The organism is Frateuria defendens, assembly GCF_001182895.1.
Taxonomy (GTDB): Bacteria; Pseudomonadota; Gammaproteobacteria; order Xanthomonadales; family Rhodanobacteraceae; genus Frateuria_B; species Frateuria_B defendens.
Genome location: NZ_LFQR01000066.1, coordinates 1 through 15145, shown reverse-complemented (window position 1 = coordinate 15145; position 15145 = coordinate 1). Strand labels below are relative to the sequence as shown.

The following is a 15145-nucleotide window of genomic DNA, read 5'->3' as shown; positions in this document are numbered from 1 at the left end:
ACCGCCATGGCCGCCACCCCGAAGGACGCCACGTCGCTCCCGCCCCTGCACGGCGGCGCGCTGGCGCTGCTCACCATCGCGGTCGCCTTCAGCACCTTCATGGAGGTGCTGGACATGACCATCGTCAACGTGGCGGTGCCGCACATCGCCGGCAGCCTGGGCGTGAGCCCCAGCGAGGGCACCTGGACGATCAGCTCCTACGCGCTGGCCAGCGCGATCATGCAGCCGCTGACCGGCTGGCTGGCGCGCCGCTTCGGCGAGGTGAAGACCTTCGTCGGCTCGGTGCTGCTGTTCGTGGTGTTCTCCATGCTCTGCGGCCTCGCCAACTCGATGCCGATGCTGGTGATCGGCCGCCTGATGCAGGGCGCCGGCTCCGGCCCGATGGTGGCGCTGTCGCTCACCCTGCTGCTGTCGAGCTACCCGAAGGCCAAGCAGGGCGTCGCGCTGGCGCTGTGGGCGATGACGGTGGTGGTGGCGCCGATCTTCGGCCCGATCCTGGGCGGCTGGCTCACCGATAATTTCTCCTGGCCGTGGATCTTCTACATCAATGTGCCGGTGGGCCTGCTGGCGGCGGTGATCACCTGGACGCTGCTGCACAAGCGCGAAACGCCGATCGCCAGGGTGCCGATCGACACGGTCGGCCTGGTGCTGCTGGTGGTGGGCGTGGGCAGCCTGCAGTTCATGCTCGACAACGGCAACGACCACGACTGGTTCGCCTCGCCGATGATCACCGCGCTGGGCATCGTCGCGCTGGTCTGCCTCGTCTTCCTGGTGGTGTGGGAGCTCAACGCCAAGCACCCGGTGGTGGACCTCGCGCTGTTCCGCTCGCGCAACTTCACCGCCGGCACGGTGAGCCTGTCACTGGGCATGTTCGCCTTCTTCGGCATCAACGTGGTGTTCCCGTTGTGGCTGCAGACCACGCTGGGCTACACCGCCACCTGGGCCGGCCTGGCCACCGCACCGGTGGGCATCCTGGCCTTCCTGATCTCGCCGATCCTGGGCCGCAACATGCACCGGCTCGACCTGCGCGCGGTGGTGACCTTCGCCTTCGTGATGTTCGCCGCCACGGCGTACTGGTTCTCCACCTTCGACAGCTCGGCCTCGTTCTCCACCCTGGTGGTGCCGCGCTTCGTGATGGGCATCGCCATCCCCTGCTTCTTCATCCCGCTCAACCAGATCTACCTGTCGGGCCTGCCGACCTCGCAGGTGGCGAGCGCCACCGGCCTGGCCAATTTCTTCCGCACCCTGGGCTCGAGCGTGTCCACCGCGGTGACGGTGACGCTGTGGCAGCACCGCGGCATCTTCCACCACGCCACACTGACCGAGAACGTCTCGCCGGACCATCCGGCCGCCACGCATTTCCTGCAGCAGCTGTCCACCGCCGGCCTCCCCCGGGCCCAGGCGCTCGGCCTGACCGACCAGCTGGTGAACCGCGAGGCGCTGACCCTGGCCGTCAACGACGTGTTCTGGATGTGCGCCGTGCTGTTCATGGCGCTGATTCCGTTGCTGTGGTTCGCGCGGCCGCCGTTCGGCAGCGCCGGCGGCCCCGGCCATTGAGGGACGCCGAGACCAAACGCGCAGCAAACGAGACTATGGTCTGGCTGGTGCGGCGCAATACGTTCTGCTAGCGTCTGCAGCATTTCCAGCATGCCAATAGGTTTGTGGCGATGGCACAAACGACGCGCATCATCAAGAAGTACCCCAACCGCCGGCTGTACGACACCGAGATTTCGAGCTATATCACGCTGGAAGAGGTACGCCAGCTGGTGCTCGACGGCGAGACTTTCGAGGTCCGCGACGCCAAGAGCGGCGAGGACCTCACCCGCTCGGTGCTGCTGCAGATCATTTCCGAGCACGAGGAGCGGGGCCAGCCCATCCTCTCGCCGCAGCTGCTGACCCAGATCATCCGCTTCTACGGCGACTCGCTGCAGGGCTTCATGGGGCCGTACCTGGAGCGCAGTCTGCAGGTGTTCCTGGAGCAGCAGCAGCAGTTCCGCACCCAGCTCAACAGCCTGATGGGGCAGACCCCGTGGTCACTGCTCAACGAGCTGACCGAGCGCAACCTGGAGGTGTGGAAGTCGTTCCAGCGCGGCTTCCTGGACGCCACCCAACAGCCGCCGACGCCGGGCCAGACCGGCGGCAAGAGCGGCCGCAAGAGCTGAGTTTCCGCGCACAACGCCTGCAGCATGCGCGCGTGCGCTGCCCCGTCGCAGCGCACGCGCCCGGTCCTCCATGACGCGCCCTACCCTCACCCTCATCGGCGGCGGCCTGGTCGGCGCCCTGCTGGCCCAGCAGCTGGCCCGGCGCGGCTTCGCCGTCGAGGTCTTCGAGAAGCTGCCCGACCCGCGCCGCGCCGGCTTCAGCGGCGGGCGCTCGATCAACCTCGCTTTGGCCGAGCGCGGGCTGCACGCGCTGCGCAGCGCGGGCCTGGCCGAGGACGTGCTCGCCCGCGCGGTGATGATGCGCGGGCGCATGGTGCACACCCGCGACGGCCGCAGCGCGCTGCAGCGCTACGGCATCGACGACAGCGAGGTGATCTGGTCGGTCTCCCGCGGCGCGCTCAACATGCTGCTGCTGGACGCCGCCGAGGCCGCCGGCGCCTGCTTCCACTTCGGCCAGGCCCTGCTGGCGGCGGACCTCGCGCGGGGCCGCATCCGCCTGACCGACGCGCAGGGCGCCGAACGCGACACGGAGGCCGCGGTGCTGATCGGCGCCGACGGCGCGGGCTCCGCGCTGCGCGCCGTGATGAACGCGCACGCGCCGCTGGGAGAGCGGGTCGAAGGGCTGGGGCACGGCTACAAGGAGCTGGAGATCCCGCCGGCCTCCGCCTTCACCGCCGACGTGCTGCGCAACACCGGCGGCCGCGACCGCTTCGCCGTCGAGCCCAACGCGCTGCACATCTGGCCGCGCGGCGGCTACATGTGCATCGCCCTGCCCAACACCGAGGGCAGCTTCACCGTAACCCTGTTCCTGCCGGCACAGGGGCCGCATCCCAGCTTCGCCACGCTGCCCGACGGGCGTGCGGCGGAGGCATTCTTCCGCGACGACTTTCCCGACCTGCATCCGCTGATCCCCGACCTCGTCGCGGACTACGACGCGCACCCGGTCGGCACCCTGGCCACGCTGTACCTCGACCGCTGGCACCTGGACGGCCGCGCGCTGCTGGTGGGCGATGCCGCCCACGCCATCGTGCCCTTCCACGGCCAGGGCATGAACTGCGGCTTCGAGGACACCGTGGCGCTGGCCGACCTGCTGGCCGAGGCGCCCGACGATATGGCCGACGCCTTCGCCGAGTTCCAGCGCATCCGCCAGCCCAATGCCAACGCCATCGCCAGGATGGCGCTGGAGAACTACGTCGAGATGCGCGATTCGGTGGCCGACCCGCGCTACCTGGCCCGGCGCGAACTGGGCGCGCGGCTGGCCGAACGCGCGCCGGAGCACTTCATGGCGCGCTACCGCATGGTCACCTTCACCCACCTGCCCTACGCCTACGCACTCGAGCGCGGGCGGGCGCAGGACACGCTGCTCGACCAGCTGCTGGGCGGCGGCACCGACGCGGCGCAGGTCGATCTCGATGCCGCCGCGGCGGCGCTGCGCGCCACGCTGCCGCCACTACCCACCACGCATGGATGAGGCGCTGCTCGCCGCCTTCCTCGACACCGACTACAGGGTGCGGCTGCCGCGCGGCGGCACGGCGACGATCCGCATCGGCGCGCCGCTGCCGGAGACGCTGCGCATGCTCGCCGGCGGCCGGCCCTGGGGCTTTCTCACCGCCTGGAACCCCGGCTCGGTGCCGCAGCCGCGGCCCGTCAACCGCCAGGCGCAGCGACGGCTGCTGGCCGACCTGCGCGCACGCGCGGATGTCGAACTCCGCGCCGGCCTTGGCGTAGGCCGCGACGGCTGGCGCGAGGCCAGCCTGTGGGTGCTCGGGCTGGACGAGGACGCGCTGGCCGGACTCGGCCGCCGCTACCGCCAGCATGCCTGGCTGTACGGCCGGGGCGACGCGCCGGCCCGCCTGCGCTGGCGCGACTGAGCGCATGCGCAGGCGGGCGCCGCGCGTGGACAAGCAGGCGCGGCATTGGGGACAATCGTCCGGATGATCGCCGCCGCCCCTGTTCCTCCGCTGCTCGAAGCGCGGGCCCTGTCCTTTTTCCGCGCGGACGAACCCGTCTTCGGCCCGCTGGATTTCAGCCTGCACGCCGGCGAACTCGCCCTGGTGGAAGGCGACAACGGCAGCGGCAAGACCACCCTGCTGCGCCTCCTGGCCGGCCTGCTGCACGTGGGCGCCGGCGAGCTGCGCTGGCGCGGCGAGCCGTGGCAGCGCGAGGCCTGCGCCGGCGAGACGCTGCTGCTTGGCCACCAGCTCGGCCTCAAGGCCGACCTCAGCGCGCGCGAGAACCTCGCCGTGGCCGCCGGCCTGCACGGGCGGCGCGAAGGCGCCAGCGCCGACGGCGTGCTGGCCGCCATCGGCCTGGCCGGCTACGAGGACGAGCCGGTGCGCCGCCTCTCCGCCGGCCAGAAGAAGCGCGTGGCGCTGGCGCGGCTGCGCCTGCTGCCGGCCACGCTGTGGCTGCTGGACGAGCCCTACGCCAACCTCGACCGCGCCGGCATCGAGCTGGTCAATGCCTTGCTGGAAGAACACATCGCCCAGGGCGGCGCCGCCCTGGTCACCAGCCACGGCGCGGTGAGCTTCCACGGCGGCGCACCGCGGCGCATCCGGATGCACGCATGAGCGCGGCGCCGCTCTCCCGCGCCTGCGCCGCCGTGCTGCGGCGCGACCTCACCCTCGCCTGGCGCCGCCGCGGCGACATCGCCATGCCGGTGCTCTACGCGCTGATCGTGGTGACCCTGTTCCCGTTCGCGCTGGGCCCGGAGGATGCCCTGCTGCAGCGGATCGCCAGCGGCGTGGTGCTGGTTACCGTGCTGCTGGCGATGTTGCTGGCGCTGGACGGGCTGTTCCGCGGCGATCTCGAAGACGGCTCGCTGGAGCAGCTGATGCTGGCGCCGCAGCCGCTGGCGCCGCTGCTCGGCATGAAGATCCTCGCCCACTGGCTGACCACCGCGCTGCCGCTGATCGTGATCGCGCCGCTCTTGGCCGGCATGCTGCACCTGCCGCTGGCGGTGCAGCCGGTGCTGCTGCTCGCGCTGCTGCTCGCCACGCCGCTGCTCAGCCTGCTCGGCGCCGTGCTGGTGGCGCTGACGGCCGGCACGCGGCGCTCTGGTATGCTGCTGGCCTTGATGTTGCTGCCGCTGTGCGTACCGGTGGTGATCTTCGCCGCCGGTGCGGTGGCCGCCGCCCAACAGGGGTTGCCGTGGATCGCTCCGCTCGCCTGGCTCGGCGCGGCGCTGGCCATGGCCGTGGTACTGGCCCCGCTGGCTTGCGCGGCCGCCCTCCGCATCGCCCTGGACGCTTGATAGGTATGGCCAACTGGATCCCGCTCTGGGTACACAAGCTCGGCTCGCCGCCGCTGTTCTACCGCTTCGCCGGCGCCGCGCGCCCGTGGCTGCTGGCGCTGGCCGTGCTCGCCGCCGCCGGCGGCCTGTACGGCGGGCTGGTGCTGGCGCCGTCCGATTACCAGCAGGGCGACGCCTACCGCATCATCTTCATCCACGTGCCCAGCGCCTGGATGAGCCTGTTCATCTACGGCGTGATGGCGGTGGCCTCGTTCGTGGCGCTGGTATGGCGCGTGAAGCTGGCCGAGGTGGTGGCGATGGAGTCGGCCCCGGTCGGCGCCGCCTTCACCTTCATCACCCTGGTCACCGGTTCGCTGTGGGGCAAGCCGATGTGGGGCACCTGGTGGACCTGGGACGCGCGGCTCACCTCCGAGCTGGTGCTGCTGTTCCTGTACCTGGGCGTGATCGGCCTCTACCACGCCTTCGAGGACCGCCGCCAGGGCGCGCGCGCCGCGGCCTTCCTCGCCCTGATCGGCATCGTCAACGTGCCCATCGTGCACTTCTCGGTGAACTGGTGGAACACCCTGCACCAGGGCTCCACTGTGCGCATCCTCGGGCCCTCGAAGATGGCCCCCTCGATGCTGTGGCCGCTGCTCACCATGATGGCGGCGACCAAGCTCTACTACCTCGCCAGCCTGTGCAGCCGCGTGCGCGCCGACCTGCTGGCGCTGGAGGGCGGCAAGGACTGGGTGCGCAAGATCGCCGAGGCGGAGGGTTCGCGGTGAATGCCTTCCTCGCCATGGGCGGCTATGCCGCCTACGTGTGGCCGGCCTACGCGGTGTTCTTCGCCGTGCTGCTGGCCGACGCGATCGCCCCGCGCCTGCGCCGCGGCCGCATCCTGCGTGAACTTCGCGCCCGTCTCGCCCGTCAAACGGCCCGCCAGCAGCGCGGCGCCGCGCCGCCCTGAGCCGCCGCCCGCCACGAGATCCGATTTGCCCATGAACCCTGTCCGCAAGCGCCGCCTCACCATCGTCGTCGCCATCCTCGCCGCCGCGGCCGTCGCCATCGGGCTGACTGTGTTCGCCCTGCAGCAGAACATGAACTACCTGTTCACCCCGAGCCAGGTGCAGTCGGGCGCGGCCACCAGCTACAAGACCTTCCGCCTCGGCGGCATGGTCAAGTCCGGCTCGATCCAGCGCGCCAGCGATTCGCTCAAGGTCACCTTCACCGTGATCGACGCCGGCGGCGCGATGCCGGTGGAGTACACCGGCATCCTGCCGGACCTGTTCCGCGACAACCAGTCGGTGATCGCCACCGGCCACATGGACAACGCCCGCTTCATCGCCACCGAGGTGCTCGCCAAGCACGACGAGACCTACATGCCGAAGGAGCTGAAGGACGCGATGGCGGCCGCCCACCAGGGACGGAAGATCGACGAGGCGGGGAACGGGGAGCGGGGAACGGGGAACCCGTGAGCCGCCGCCTCGTCATGCCCGATCGCCCCAGCGTCCGCCCTAAGCACAGGCTGCCCGCCATGCCGGATCTGCCCGTCCCCCGTTCCCCATTCCCCGTTCCCGGAGCTCGGCCATGACGCCCGAACTCGGCCAACTGGCCCTGATCCTCGCCCTGCTGCTCGCGCTCGCCCAGGGCATTCTGCCGATCCTCGGCGCCTGGCGCGGCAACGCGGCGCTGATGGCACTGGCGCGGCCGGCGGCGGCCGGCCAGGCGGTGTTCGTGGGGCTGGCCTTCGCCATCCTCGCGTGGGCCTTCCTGCAGTCGGACTTCTCCGTCGCCTACGTCGCCAACAACTCCAACCTCGCCCTGCCCTGGTACTACCGCCTCGCCGCCGTGTGGGGCGCGCACGAGGGCTCGATGCTGCTGTGGGTCACCATCCTCAACGTGTGGACGGTGGCGCTGGCGGCCTTCAGCGCGCAGTTGCCGGACGCCTTCCGCGCCCGCGTACTCGGTGTGCTGGGGCTGATCGGCGTGGGCTTCCTCGCCTTCATCCTGTTCACCTCCAACCCGTTCGCACGGCTGCTGCCGGTGCCGGCCGACGGCGCCGACCTCAACCCGCTGCTGCAGGACCCGGGCATGACCTTCCACCCGCCCGTGATCTATATGGGCTACGTGGGCTTCTCGGTGGCTTTCGCCTTCGCCATCGCCGGCCTGCTCGGCGGCGAGCTGGAGCAGGCCTGGGTGCGCTGGTCGCGGCCGTGGACCAACATCGCCTGGGGCTTCCTCTCCGCCGGCATCGTGGCCGGCAGCTGGTGGGCCTACGCGGAGCTGGGCTGGGGCGGCTGGTGGTTCTGGGACCCGGTGGAGAACGCGAGCTTCATGCCGTGGCTGGTGGGCGCCGCGCTGGTGCACGCGCAGGCGGTGACGGAGAAGCGCGGCTCGCTGCGCGCATGGACCATCCTGCTCTCCATCTTCGCCTTCTCGCTGTCGCTGCTGGGCACCTTCCTGGTGCGCTCGGGCGTGCTGACCTCGGTGCACGCCTTCGCCTCCGACCCGCGACGCGGCCTCTTCATCCTCGGCTTCCTGGTCGTGGTGGTGGGTGGCTCGCTGCTGCTCTACGCGCTGCGCGCGCCCAAGGTGGTGGGCGGCAAGCCATTCGCGCTGGTCTCGCGCGAGAGCGCGGTGCTGGTGGGCAACCTGCTGCTGACCACGGCGGCGGCGATGGTGCTGCTGGGCACGCTGTTTCCGCTGATCGGCGATGCGCTGCATCTGGGCAAGATCTCGGTCGGCCCGCCCTACTTCGGTTTCCTGTTCACCCTGCTGATGCTGCCGGTGGTGCTGTTGCTGCCGTTCGGGCCGTTCCTGCGCTGGGGCGGCAGCGGCGGCGGCGCGCAGCTCAGGAGCGTGCTGCTGCGGGTGAGCGTGGCCGCGCTGGCCTGCGCCATCGTGGCGGCGTTCTTCGCCGACGGCCGGCTCAAGGCCGTCGCCGGCGTGGCCGGCGCGGTGTGGGCCGGCACGGGCACGCTGCTCTACGTGTACAAGCGCTGGCGCGAGATGCCGCGCGGCCGCCGCTATCCGGCCGAGATGGCCGGCATGCTGCTGGCCCACGCGGGCGTGGGCGTGTTCGTGATCGGCGTGCTGCTGTCCGAATCGCTCAGCACCACCCGCGACGTGCGCATGGCGCCGGGCCAGACGCAGAGCATCGGCCGCTACGATTTCCGCTTCGATGGCGTCGCCGCCACCCGCGGCCCCAACTGGCACGCCGAGCAGGCCACGGTGACGGTGAGCGAGGACGGCCGCACCCTCGCCACCATGCATCCGCAGAAGCGCACCTACCTGCGCGGCCAAGTGCAGACCGAATCGGCGATCGACCCGGGCATCGTCCGCGACCTCTACGTGGCGCTGGGCGAGCCGATGGATCCGCAGCACCTGGAAGGCGCCTGGGCGCTGCGCCTCTACCACAAGCCGTTCGTGCGCTGGATCTGGGGCGGCGGCCTGCTGATGATGCTGGGCGGCTTCGCCGCCGCGGCGGACCGGCGCTTCCGCACAAAGCGCCAGGCGGGCGCCGACGAAACCGTGCCGGCCGGCGCACAGGAATCCCACGCATGAGCCGCCTGCTGCCCTTCTTCGGCTTCCTGCTGCTGGTGGCGCTGTTCGGCTTCGGCATCTGGTGGAACACCGGCCACGACCAGCGCGAGGTGCCCTCGCCATTGATCGACAAACCGGCACCGGCCTACGCGCTGCCCAAGCTGGACGATCCCGCGCAGACGGTGAGCAAGGCCGCCATGCTCGGCCATCCCTACCTCCTCAACGTGTTCGCCAGCTGGTGCATCGCCTGCGGCGAGGAACACCCGGTGCTGATGGCCGAGGGCCGCACGCTGGGCATCCCGGTGGTGGGCTACAACTACAAGGACGCGCCGGAAGACGCCAAGGCGTGGCTCGCCCAGCACGGCAACCCCTACGACCTGATCGTGGCCGACCGCGAGGGCCGCACCGCGATCGACTTCGGCGTGTACGGCGCGCCGGAGAGCTTCTTGGTCGATGCCAAGGGCGTGATCCGCTACAAGCGCATCGGCCCGTTCACGCCCGAGGCGATCGAGCGGGAACTCAAGCCCGCCATCGCCGCGCTGCAGCGGGAGACGCCGTGATGCGCGCGCCGCTGCGCCTGCTGTGCGTCCTGCTGCTCGGCCTGGCCGGGCTGGCCGCGGCGCAGGCGATCGACCCGCTGCCGTTCAAGGACCACGCGCAGGAAGTGCGCTTCCAGCAACTCACTAGCCAGCTGCGCTGCCTGGTGTGCCAGAACGAGAACCTCGCCGACTCCAACGCGGGCCTGGCGCGCGACCTGCGCCACGAGGTGTTCGAGCAGATGCAGCAGGGCAAGAGCGACGATGAGATCAAGCAGTACCTGGTCGCGCGCTACTCCGACTTCGTGCTGTACGACCCGCCGCTGCAGGCCGGCACCGTGCTGCTGTGGTTCGGGCCGCTGCTGGTCCTGCTCGGCGGCGCCGTCGCGGTGGCCGTGACCATCCGCCGCCGCAGCCGCCGCGCCGTGCCGGCCACACCGACCGAAACCGGGGACGACGACTGGTGAAGACCGCTTTCTACCTGATCGCCGCGGCCATGATCGCCGTGGCGCTGCTGCTGTTGCTGCTGCCGCTGGTGCGCCACGGGCGCCGCATGGGGCGCCCGCGCGGCGTCTTCGCGCTGGCCCTGGCCGTGGCGCTGGTGCTGCCGCTGGCCGCGGCGGGCCTGTACTTCAAGGTCGGCACGCCGCAGGCGATGAACCCCGAGGCCCGCGCCGCCTCGCCGGTGGACATCGAGCAGGCGCTGGCCCAGCTGCGCCAGCACCTGGCGGAGCAGCCGAACGACGTGCAGGGCTGGCTGCTGCTGGCCCAGACGCGCGGCGCGATGGGCCGGCCGGACGAGGCGCGCGAGGCCTTCGACCGCGTGCTGAAGCTCGACGCCAACAACACGGCGGCGATGGTGGGCTGGGCCGAGGCCGACGCGCAGCTGCAGGCCGAGCACCGCGTGCAAGGCCGCGCCCGCGAGCTGCTGCAGCGCGCCGTCGAGATCGACCCGGCCAACCAGCGCGGCCTGTGGCTGCTCGGCATCGGCGACTTCCAGCAGGCGCACTACGCCGAAGCGGCCGCCACCTGGCGCCGCCTGCTGCCGCTGCTGGAGCCCGGTTCCAGCGTCGCCCAGGCGGTGACCCAGCAGATCGCCGCGGCCGAGGCACGCGCCGGCGGCCAGGCGCCCGCCGCATCGCCGGCCGCGACCTCCACGGATGGCCCGCAACTCAAGGTCGAGGTGTCGCTGGCGCCGGCACTGAAGAGCCGCCTCGCCGGCGGCGAAACGCTGTTCGTCTACGCCCGCGCCGAGCAGGGCCCGCCGATGCCGCTGGCGGTGGCGCGCCTGGACGCCACCACCCTGCCCGCCTCGGTCACGCTCACCGACGCGATGGCGATGCTGCCACAGCACAAGCTTTCCTCCGAGCAGCGCGTGTTCGTCGGCGCACGGATCAGCAAGAGCGGCCAGGCCCGCGCCCAGGCCGGCGACCTCGAAGGCGACGCCGGCGTGGTCGAGGTGGGCCGCAGCGCGCCGCTGAAGATCGTCATCGACCACATACACTGAGCCATGGACGCACGCCGCTACCACGCCCTGCCCTCGCCCTTCGCCATGAAGCGCGGCGGCGCGCTGCACGGCGCCCAGGTGGCCTACGAGACCTGGGGCACGCTGAGCGCGGCGCGCGACAACGCCGTGCTGATCCTCACCGGCCTCTCGCCCAGCGCCCACGCGGCCTCCTCGTCCGAGGACGATTCGCCCGGCTGGTGGGAGGCGATGATCGGCCCCGGCAAGGCCATCGACACCGACCGCTGGTTCGTGATCTGCGTGAACTCGCTGGGCAGCGACAAGGGCTCCACCTCGCCCGCCTCGCCCGACCCGGCCACCGGCGAACCCTATCGCCTGGGCTTTCCCGAGCTGGCGCTGGAAGACGTCGCCAACGCCGCGCACGCGGTGGTCGCCGACGGCCTCGGCATCGCGCGCCTGGCCTGCCTGATCGGCTGCTCGATGGGCGGCATGAGCGCGCTGGCCTACATGCTGCTGCACCCCGGCAGCGTGCGCGCACACATCAGCGTGGACACCGCGCCACAGGCGCAGCCCTTCGCCATCGCCATCCGCTCGCTGCAGCGCGAGGCGATCCGCCTCGACCCGAACTGGAACGAAGGCCGCTACGACGACCGGCGCTACCCCGAAACCGGCATGAGCATCGCGCGCAAGCTCGGCGTGATCACCTACCGCTCGGCGATGGAGTGGAACGGCCGCTTCGCGCGCATCCGACTCGACCCCGAGCAGCGCGCCGAGCAGCAGCCGTTCGGCGTGGAGTTCCAGGTGGAGTCCTACCTGCAGGGCCACGCGCGGCGCTTCGTGCGCGGCTTCGACCCCAACAGCTACCTCTACCTCTCGCGCGCCAGCGACTGGTTCGACGTGGCCGAGTACGGCGAGGGCAGCGTGCAGCAGGGCCTGCAGCGCATCCGCGTCGAACAGGCGCTGGTGATCGGCGTCAGCACCGACATCCTGTTCCCGCTGGAACAGCAGGAGCAGATCGCCGAAGGCCTGCGCGCCGCCGGCGCCGAGGTGGAATTCGTGGCGCTGGATTCGCCGCAGGGCCACGACGCCTTCCTGGTCGACATCCCCAACTACAGCCGCGCCATCGGCGGCTTCCTCGGCCGCTTGAGCCTGGACCGCGGTCCGGGCTGATATTATCGGCATCGCCGCCCGGCCGTATCCGAGAACGACCATGCTCACCACCGAATTCCCCGGCTGTCGCGAACTCATCGACGCCATCGACGCCGCCGTCGAGCACGACACCACGCCCGCCATCACCGACAGCCTGCGCAACAGCCTGTGCAAGCTGATCCGCGGCGGCCACGTGCAGCTGCCCTCCTGCGTGTTCGAGACCGCCGCCGGCCGCTACGCCCGCCGCGAGCTCTACCGCAGCGAGGAGCACGGCTACTGCGTGGTGGCGATGACCTGGGGCCCCGGCCAGGGCACGCCGATCCACGACCACAGCGGCATGTGGTGCGTGGAAGGCGTATGGAGCGGCGCGCTGGAAGTGACCCAGTACGAGCGCGTGCAGAACGAGTCCGAGCGCTACCGCTTCCTGCCGGTCGGCGCCATCCAGGCCGGCCCCGGCTCCGCCGGCAGCCTGATCCCGCCGCACGAGTACCACACCATCCGCAATCCCAGCGACGACACCGTGGCGGTCAGCCTGCACATCTACGCCGGCAACATGACCCGCTGCGCCATCTTCCAGCCGCTGCCCGAGCACGACTGGTACCTGCGCCACGAACGCCAGCTGGGTCTCGACCCGGTCCACTGAAGCCGGCATAATGCCTGGCCCACGTGCCGGTGTGGCGGAATGGTAGACGCGGCGGACTCAAAATCCGCTTCTGGCGACAGAGTGTAGGTTCGAGTCCTATCACCGGTACCAGCAGGGGGTCTTAGGTGGTACCAGAAAGACCCAAGAATCACCCGAAGCCCGCATAACAGCGGGCTTTTTCATGCCTGCGGTGTACCACGGAGTCTCACGGGAACCCAGGGAAGCCGACGGTACCTGACGGTACTTTTGACGGTATCTGTGTAAGATACCGCCACCGCAGCGGGTGAAATCGCTTGAATCGGCGCCAGGCGCCGGAGATACCGTCAGAGCCCCATAAGTCACTGACGAAACAAGCGAAAACGACAAAGCCCACGCATGACCAAGGAGCCCTCCCGGCCCCCTGCGGTACCAATGCGGCCCTCCAGATACCGTCAACAGGTACTGCCGGGCTCTCCAGATACCGTCACGAGGTACCGTCAGTGCTCACAGATACCGCCATCCGCAAAGCCCGGCCCGCAGAAAAGCCGCAGAAGCTCTCCGATGGCGGCGGCATGTATCTGCTGTTGAAGACAGACGGTGGCCGGTACTGGCGCATGGACTACCGCTACGAGGCCAAGCGCAAGACGCTGGCTCTCGGGGTGTACCCGGCCGTCTCGCTTGCCGACGCTCGGCAGCGCAGGGACGAAGCACGCCGCCTGCTGGCCCAGGGTCGAGACCCGGGCGCCGAGAAGAAGGCAGCTAAAGCCGAGAGGATCACTGCGGCCGCCGTGGCTGCCGATACCTTCGAGAAGGTCGCACGCGACTGGATGGCATGGCGCGATGCTCGCGGCGAAACGGCGGAGAGTACGGCAAGCAAAGACCGCTGGCGCCTGGAGTCATACCTGTTCCCGCACATAGGCAGCCGCCCCATCACGGAAGTCACTGTGCTGGAATTGCGTGACGTGCTGAAGAAGATCGAGGACGCCGGCAAGCGAGAAACCGCCAGCCGAGCGAAGATCACAGCGGGCCAGGTATTCCGTTGGGCAGTGCTGGAGGGCAAGACCCACAGCGACCTCACGGCAAGCCTGCGGGGCCTGTTCACTACACCCAAGCCCACCCACCGGGCCGCCCTCACCGATCCCGCACGCATCGGCGAGCTGCTGCGCTCTTTCGACACCTTCACCGGCCATTACGTCACCCGCGCGGCCCTGAAGATCGCCCCGCTGGTCTTTGTGCGCCCTGGTGAGCTACGCAAGGCCGAGTGGTCGGAGTTCGATCTGGACGACGCCGTGTGGCGCATCCCCGCCGAACGAATGAAGATGAAGGCGCCCCACATCGTTCCGCTGTCGTCACAGGCGGTCGCCCTGCTGAGGGAGCTGCACCAACTAACGGGGCACGAGCGACTGGTCTTCCCTGCCGTGGGTCGAGCTGGCCGCCCCATGAGCGAGAACACCCTCAATCAGGCGCTCCGGCGCCTCGGCTATGGCTCGAACGAAATGACCGGCCACGGCTTTCGCAGCATGGCGGCCTCACGACTCAATGAAATGGGCTGGAATGCCGACGCCATCGAACGCCAGCTGGCCCACGCAGAGTCGAACAAGGTTCGCGCGGCGTACACCCATGCTGCGCAGTACCTAGAAGAACGCACTCGCATGATGCAGGCGTGGGCGGATTATCTCGACGGATTGAAGCACGGGGCGAAGGTCGTTCCGTTCAAGCGGCAGGCGTAGCCGAGCGGGGTCTAATCGTTCCGCCCGTGTCTGTGCTGATCTGTCGTTTTTGCCTGCGGGTTGCTCAGCACGTTAACGGCACGTTCGGCGCTGTTCGATATAACGCGGAGCGTAGGAGGAAAGAGCGTTTTTTCGCCGAAGTTCGTTCGCCGAAGATGCGCCCCTGTATCCCCTCAGAACCCCTCAGCCCCGTCGGCATCCCACAGTCCCGACAAGGCATCCTGCGGGCACAGCATACGGGCACCAACAGGCTACCCGAGGACCACGCGAAGACCACCGTGCATCCCCGTGTAATCCCGCGCCAATCGAGTCAGAATCGCCGCGCAGCCCGAGGTGGATGGGTGTGTTACTACTGAGGGCCTGGAAGGGCTTCTAGGGGCTTCTAGGGGCTTCTAGGGGCTTCTAGGGGCTTCTAGGGGCTTCTAGGGGCTCCTGGGTGCCACACCGAATAAAACCAGCAGCCTAGAGGGAACGAAGTTCCTCCCCCTAAAGACTCCCAAAGAACCCCCAAAGACCCTCTCTCATCCCCTCCCAAAGCCCTAGGCGCCCTCCCGGCCCTGGGGCTTTCTCTTGTCCATCTGCCAAAGGACCACTCCATGACCACCACCACCCACACCTACGCCACCGCAGCCTCCAGAACCGTCTCCACCATCATCGCGGCCACTCCGATCCGCCAGGACCAGGAGGGCCGCTACTGCCTCAATGA

The 15145-nt window shown here is 69.9% G+C and carries 16 protein-coding genes and 1 tRNA gene; all 17 read left to right on the top strand.

Going from position 1 to position 15145, the window contains the following annotated elements:
• Positions 1-6 precede the first annotated feature (6 nt).
• Positions 7-1557: a DHA2 family efflux MFS transporter permease subunit gene (locus ACH65_RS10545; RefSeq protein ID WP_049622555.1), complete on the top strand. Its 1551-nt coding sequence runs from the start codon at positions 7-9 to the stop codon at positions 1555-1557.
• Between the two features lie 110 nt (positions 1558-1667).
• The gene (gene phaR, locus ACH65_RS10540) at positions 1668-2162 is read left to right on the top strand and encodes a polyhydroxyalkanoate synthesis repressor PhaR (RefSeq protein WP_049622554.1); all 495 of its coding nucleotides are present in this window, start codon (positions 1668-1670) and stop codon (positions 2160-2162) included.
• Positions 2163-2232: 70 nt separating this feature from the next.
• Positions 2233-3633, top strand: coding sequence for an FAD-dependent oxidoreductase (locus ACH65_RS10535; protein WP_049622553.1), 1401 nt, complete (start codon positions 2233-2235; stop codon positions 3631-3633).
• Complete coding sequence (locus tag ACH65_RS10530; protein WP_049622552.1) at positions 3626-4033, top strand: DUF3293 domain-containing protein; 408 nt, start codon at positions 3626-3628, stop codon at positions 4031-4033. The genes ACH65_RS10535 and ACH65_RS10530 overlap by 8 nt, the downstream gene beginning before the upstream one ends.
• A gap of 63 nt (positions 4034-4096) precedes the next feature.
• Positions 4097-4732, top strand: coding sequence for a cytochrome c biogenesis heme-transporting ATPase CcmA (gene ccmA / locus ACH65_RS10525; RefSeq protein ID WP_049622551.1), 636 nt, complete (start codon positions 4097-4099; stop codon positions 4730-4732).
• Positions 4729-5415 (top strand): heme exporter protein CcmB, encoded by a 687-nt coding sequence (gene ccmB, locus ACH65_RS10520; protein WP_049622550.1) that lies wholly within the window; start codon positions 4729-4731, stop codon positions 5413-5415. The genes ccmA and ccmB overlap by 4 nt, the downstream gene beginning before the upstream one ends.
• 5 nt (positions 5416-5420) lie before the next feature.
• A complete protein-coding gene (locus ACH65_RS10515) occupies positions 5421-6179 on the top strand; it encodes a heme ABC transporter permease (RefSeq protein WP_049622549.1) in 759 nt (252 codons plus the stop codon).
• On the top strand, positions 6176-6361 hold the full coding sequence (ccmD, locus tag ACH65_RS10510) for a heme exporter protein CcmD (protein WP_049622548.1): 186 nt from the start codon (positions 6176-6178) through the stop codon (positions 6359-6361). The genes ACH65_RS10515 and ccmD overlap by 4 nt, the downstream gene beginning before the upstream one ends.
• 31 nt (positions 6362-6392) lie before the next feature.
• The gene (gene ccmE, locus ACH65_RS10505; protein ID WP_202594187.1) at positions 6393-6869 is read left to right on the top strand and encodes a cytochrome c maturation protein CcmE; all 477 of its coding nucleotides are present in this window, start codon (positions 6393-6395) and stop codon (positions 6867-6869) included.
• Between the two features lie 112 nt (positions 6870-6981).
• Positions 6982-8958: a heme lyase CcmF/NrfE family subunit gene (locus ACH65_RS10500; protein ID WP_049622546.1), complete on the top strand. Its 1977-nt coding sequence runs from the start codon at positions 6982-6984 to the stop codon at positions 8956-8958.
• On the top strand, positions 8955-9497 hold the full coding sequence (locus ACH65_RS10495) for a DsbE family thiol:disulfide interchange protein (protein WP_049622545.1): 543 nt from the start codon (positions 8955-8957) through the stop codon (positions 9495-9497). Before ACH65_RS10500 ends, ACH65_RS10495 begins: the two co-directional genes overlap by 4 nt.
• Positions 9497-9940, top strand: coding sequence for a cytochrome c-type biogenesis protein (locus tag ACH65_RS10490; protein ID WP_049622544.1), 444 nt, complete (start codon positions 9497-9499; stop codon positions 9938-9940). The genes ACH65_RS10495 and ACH65_RS10490 overlap by 1 nt, the downstream gene beginning before the upstream one ends.
• Positions 9937-10980 (top strand): tetratricopeptide repeat protein, encoded by a 1044-nt coding sequence (locus ACH65_RS10485; RefSeq protein ID WP_049622543.1) that lies wholly within the window; start codon positions 9937-9939, stop codon positions 10978-10980. The genes ACH65_RS10490 and ACH65_RS10485 overlap by 4 nt, the downstream gene beginning before the upstream one ends.
• A gap of 3 nt (positions 10981-10983) precedes the next feature.
• On the top strand, positions 10984-12108 hold the full coding sequence (metX, locus tag ACH65_RS10480) for a homoserine O-acetyltransferase MetX (protein ID WP_049622542.1): 1125 nt from the start codon (positions 10984-10986) through the stop codon (positions 12106-12108).
• Positions 12109-12148: 40 nt separating this feature from the next.
• A complete protein-coding gene (locus ACH65_RS10475) occupies positions 12149-12730 on the top strand; it encodes a cysteine dioxygenase family protein (RefSeq protein ID WP_049622541.1) in 582 nt (193 codons plus the stop codon).
• Between the two features lie 25 nt (positions 12731-12755).
• Positions 12756-12841: transfer RNA gene (locus ACH65_RS10470), tRNA-Leu, on the top strand.
• 368 nt (positions 12842-13209) lie between these two features.
• Positions 13210-14439, top strand: a complete 1230-nt coding sequence (locus tag ACH65_RS10465; RefSeq protein WP_049622540.1) for a tyrosine-type recombinase/integrase — start codon at positions 13210-13212, stop codon at positions 14437-14439.
• Positions 14440-15145 lie beyond the last annotated feature (706 nt).

Excerpts from the sequence above, each read along its gene's own strand:
- ACH65_RS10545 (WP_049622555.1), top strand. The coding sequence starts at position 7 with ATGGCCGCCACCCCGAAGGACGCCACGTCGCTCCCGCCCCTGCACGGC.
- phaR (WP_049622554.1), top strand. The coding sequence starts at position 1,668 with ATGGCACAAACGACGCGCATCATCAAGAAGTACCCCAACCGCCGGCTG.
- ACH65_RS10535 (WP_049622553.1), top strand. The coding sequence starts at position 2,233 with ATGACGCGCCCTACCCTCACCCTCATCGGCGGCGGCCTGGTCGGCGCC.
- ACH65_RS10530 (WP_049622552.1), top strand. The coding sequence starts at position 3,626 with ATGGATGAGGCGCTGCTCGCCGCCTTCCTCGACACCGACTACAGGGTG.
- ccmA (WP_049622551.1), top strand. The coding sequence starts at position 4,097 with ATGATCGCCGCCGCCCCTGTTCCTCCGCTGCTCGAAGCGCGGGCCCTG.
- ccmB (WP_049622550.1), top strand. The coding sequence starts at position 4,729 with ATGAGCGCGGCGCCGCTCTCCCGCGCCTGCGCCGCCGTGCTGCGGCGC.
- ACH65_RS10515 (WP_049622549.1), top strand. The coding sequence starts at position 5,421 with ATGGCCAACTGGATCCCGCTCTGGGTACACAAGCTCGGCTCGCCGCCG.
- ccmE (WP_202594187.1), top strand. The coding sequence starts at position 6,393 with ATGAACCCTGTCCGCAAGCGCCGCCTCACCATCGTCGTCGCCATCCTC.
- ACH65_RS10500 (WP_049622546.1), top strand. The coding sequence starts at position 6,982 with ATGACGCCCGAACTCGGCCAACTGGCCCTGATCCTCGCCCTGCTGCTC.
- ACH65_RS10495 (WP_049622545.1), top strand. The coding sequence starts at position 8,955 with ATGAGCCGCCTGCTGCCCTTCTTCGGCTTCCTGCTGCTGGTGGCGCTG.
- ACH65_RS10490 (WP_049622544.1), top strand. The coding sequence starts at position 9,497 with ATGCGCGCGCCGCTGCGCCTGCTGTGCGTCCTGCTGCTCGGCCTGGCC.
- metX (WP_049622542.1), top strand. The coding sequence starts at position 10,984 with ATGGACGCACGCCGCTACCACGCCCTGCCCTCGCCCTTCGCCATGAAG.
- ACH65_RS10475 (WP_049622541.1), top strand. The coding sequence starts at position 12,149 with ATGCTCACCACCGAATTCCCCGGCTGTCGCGAACTCATCGACGCCATC.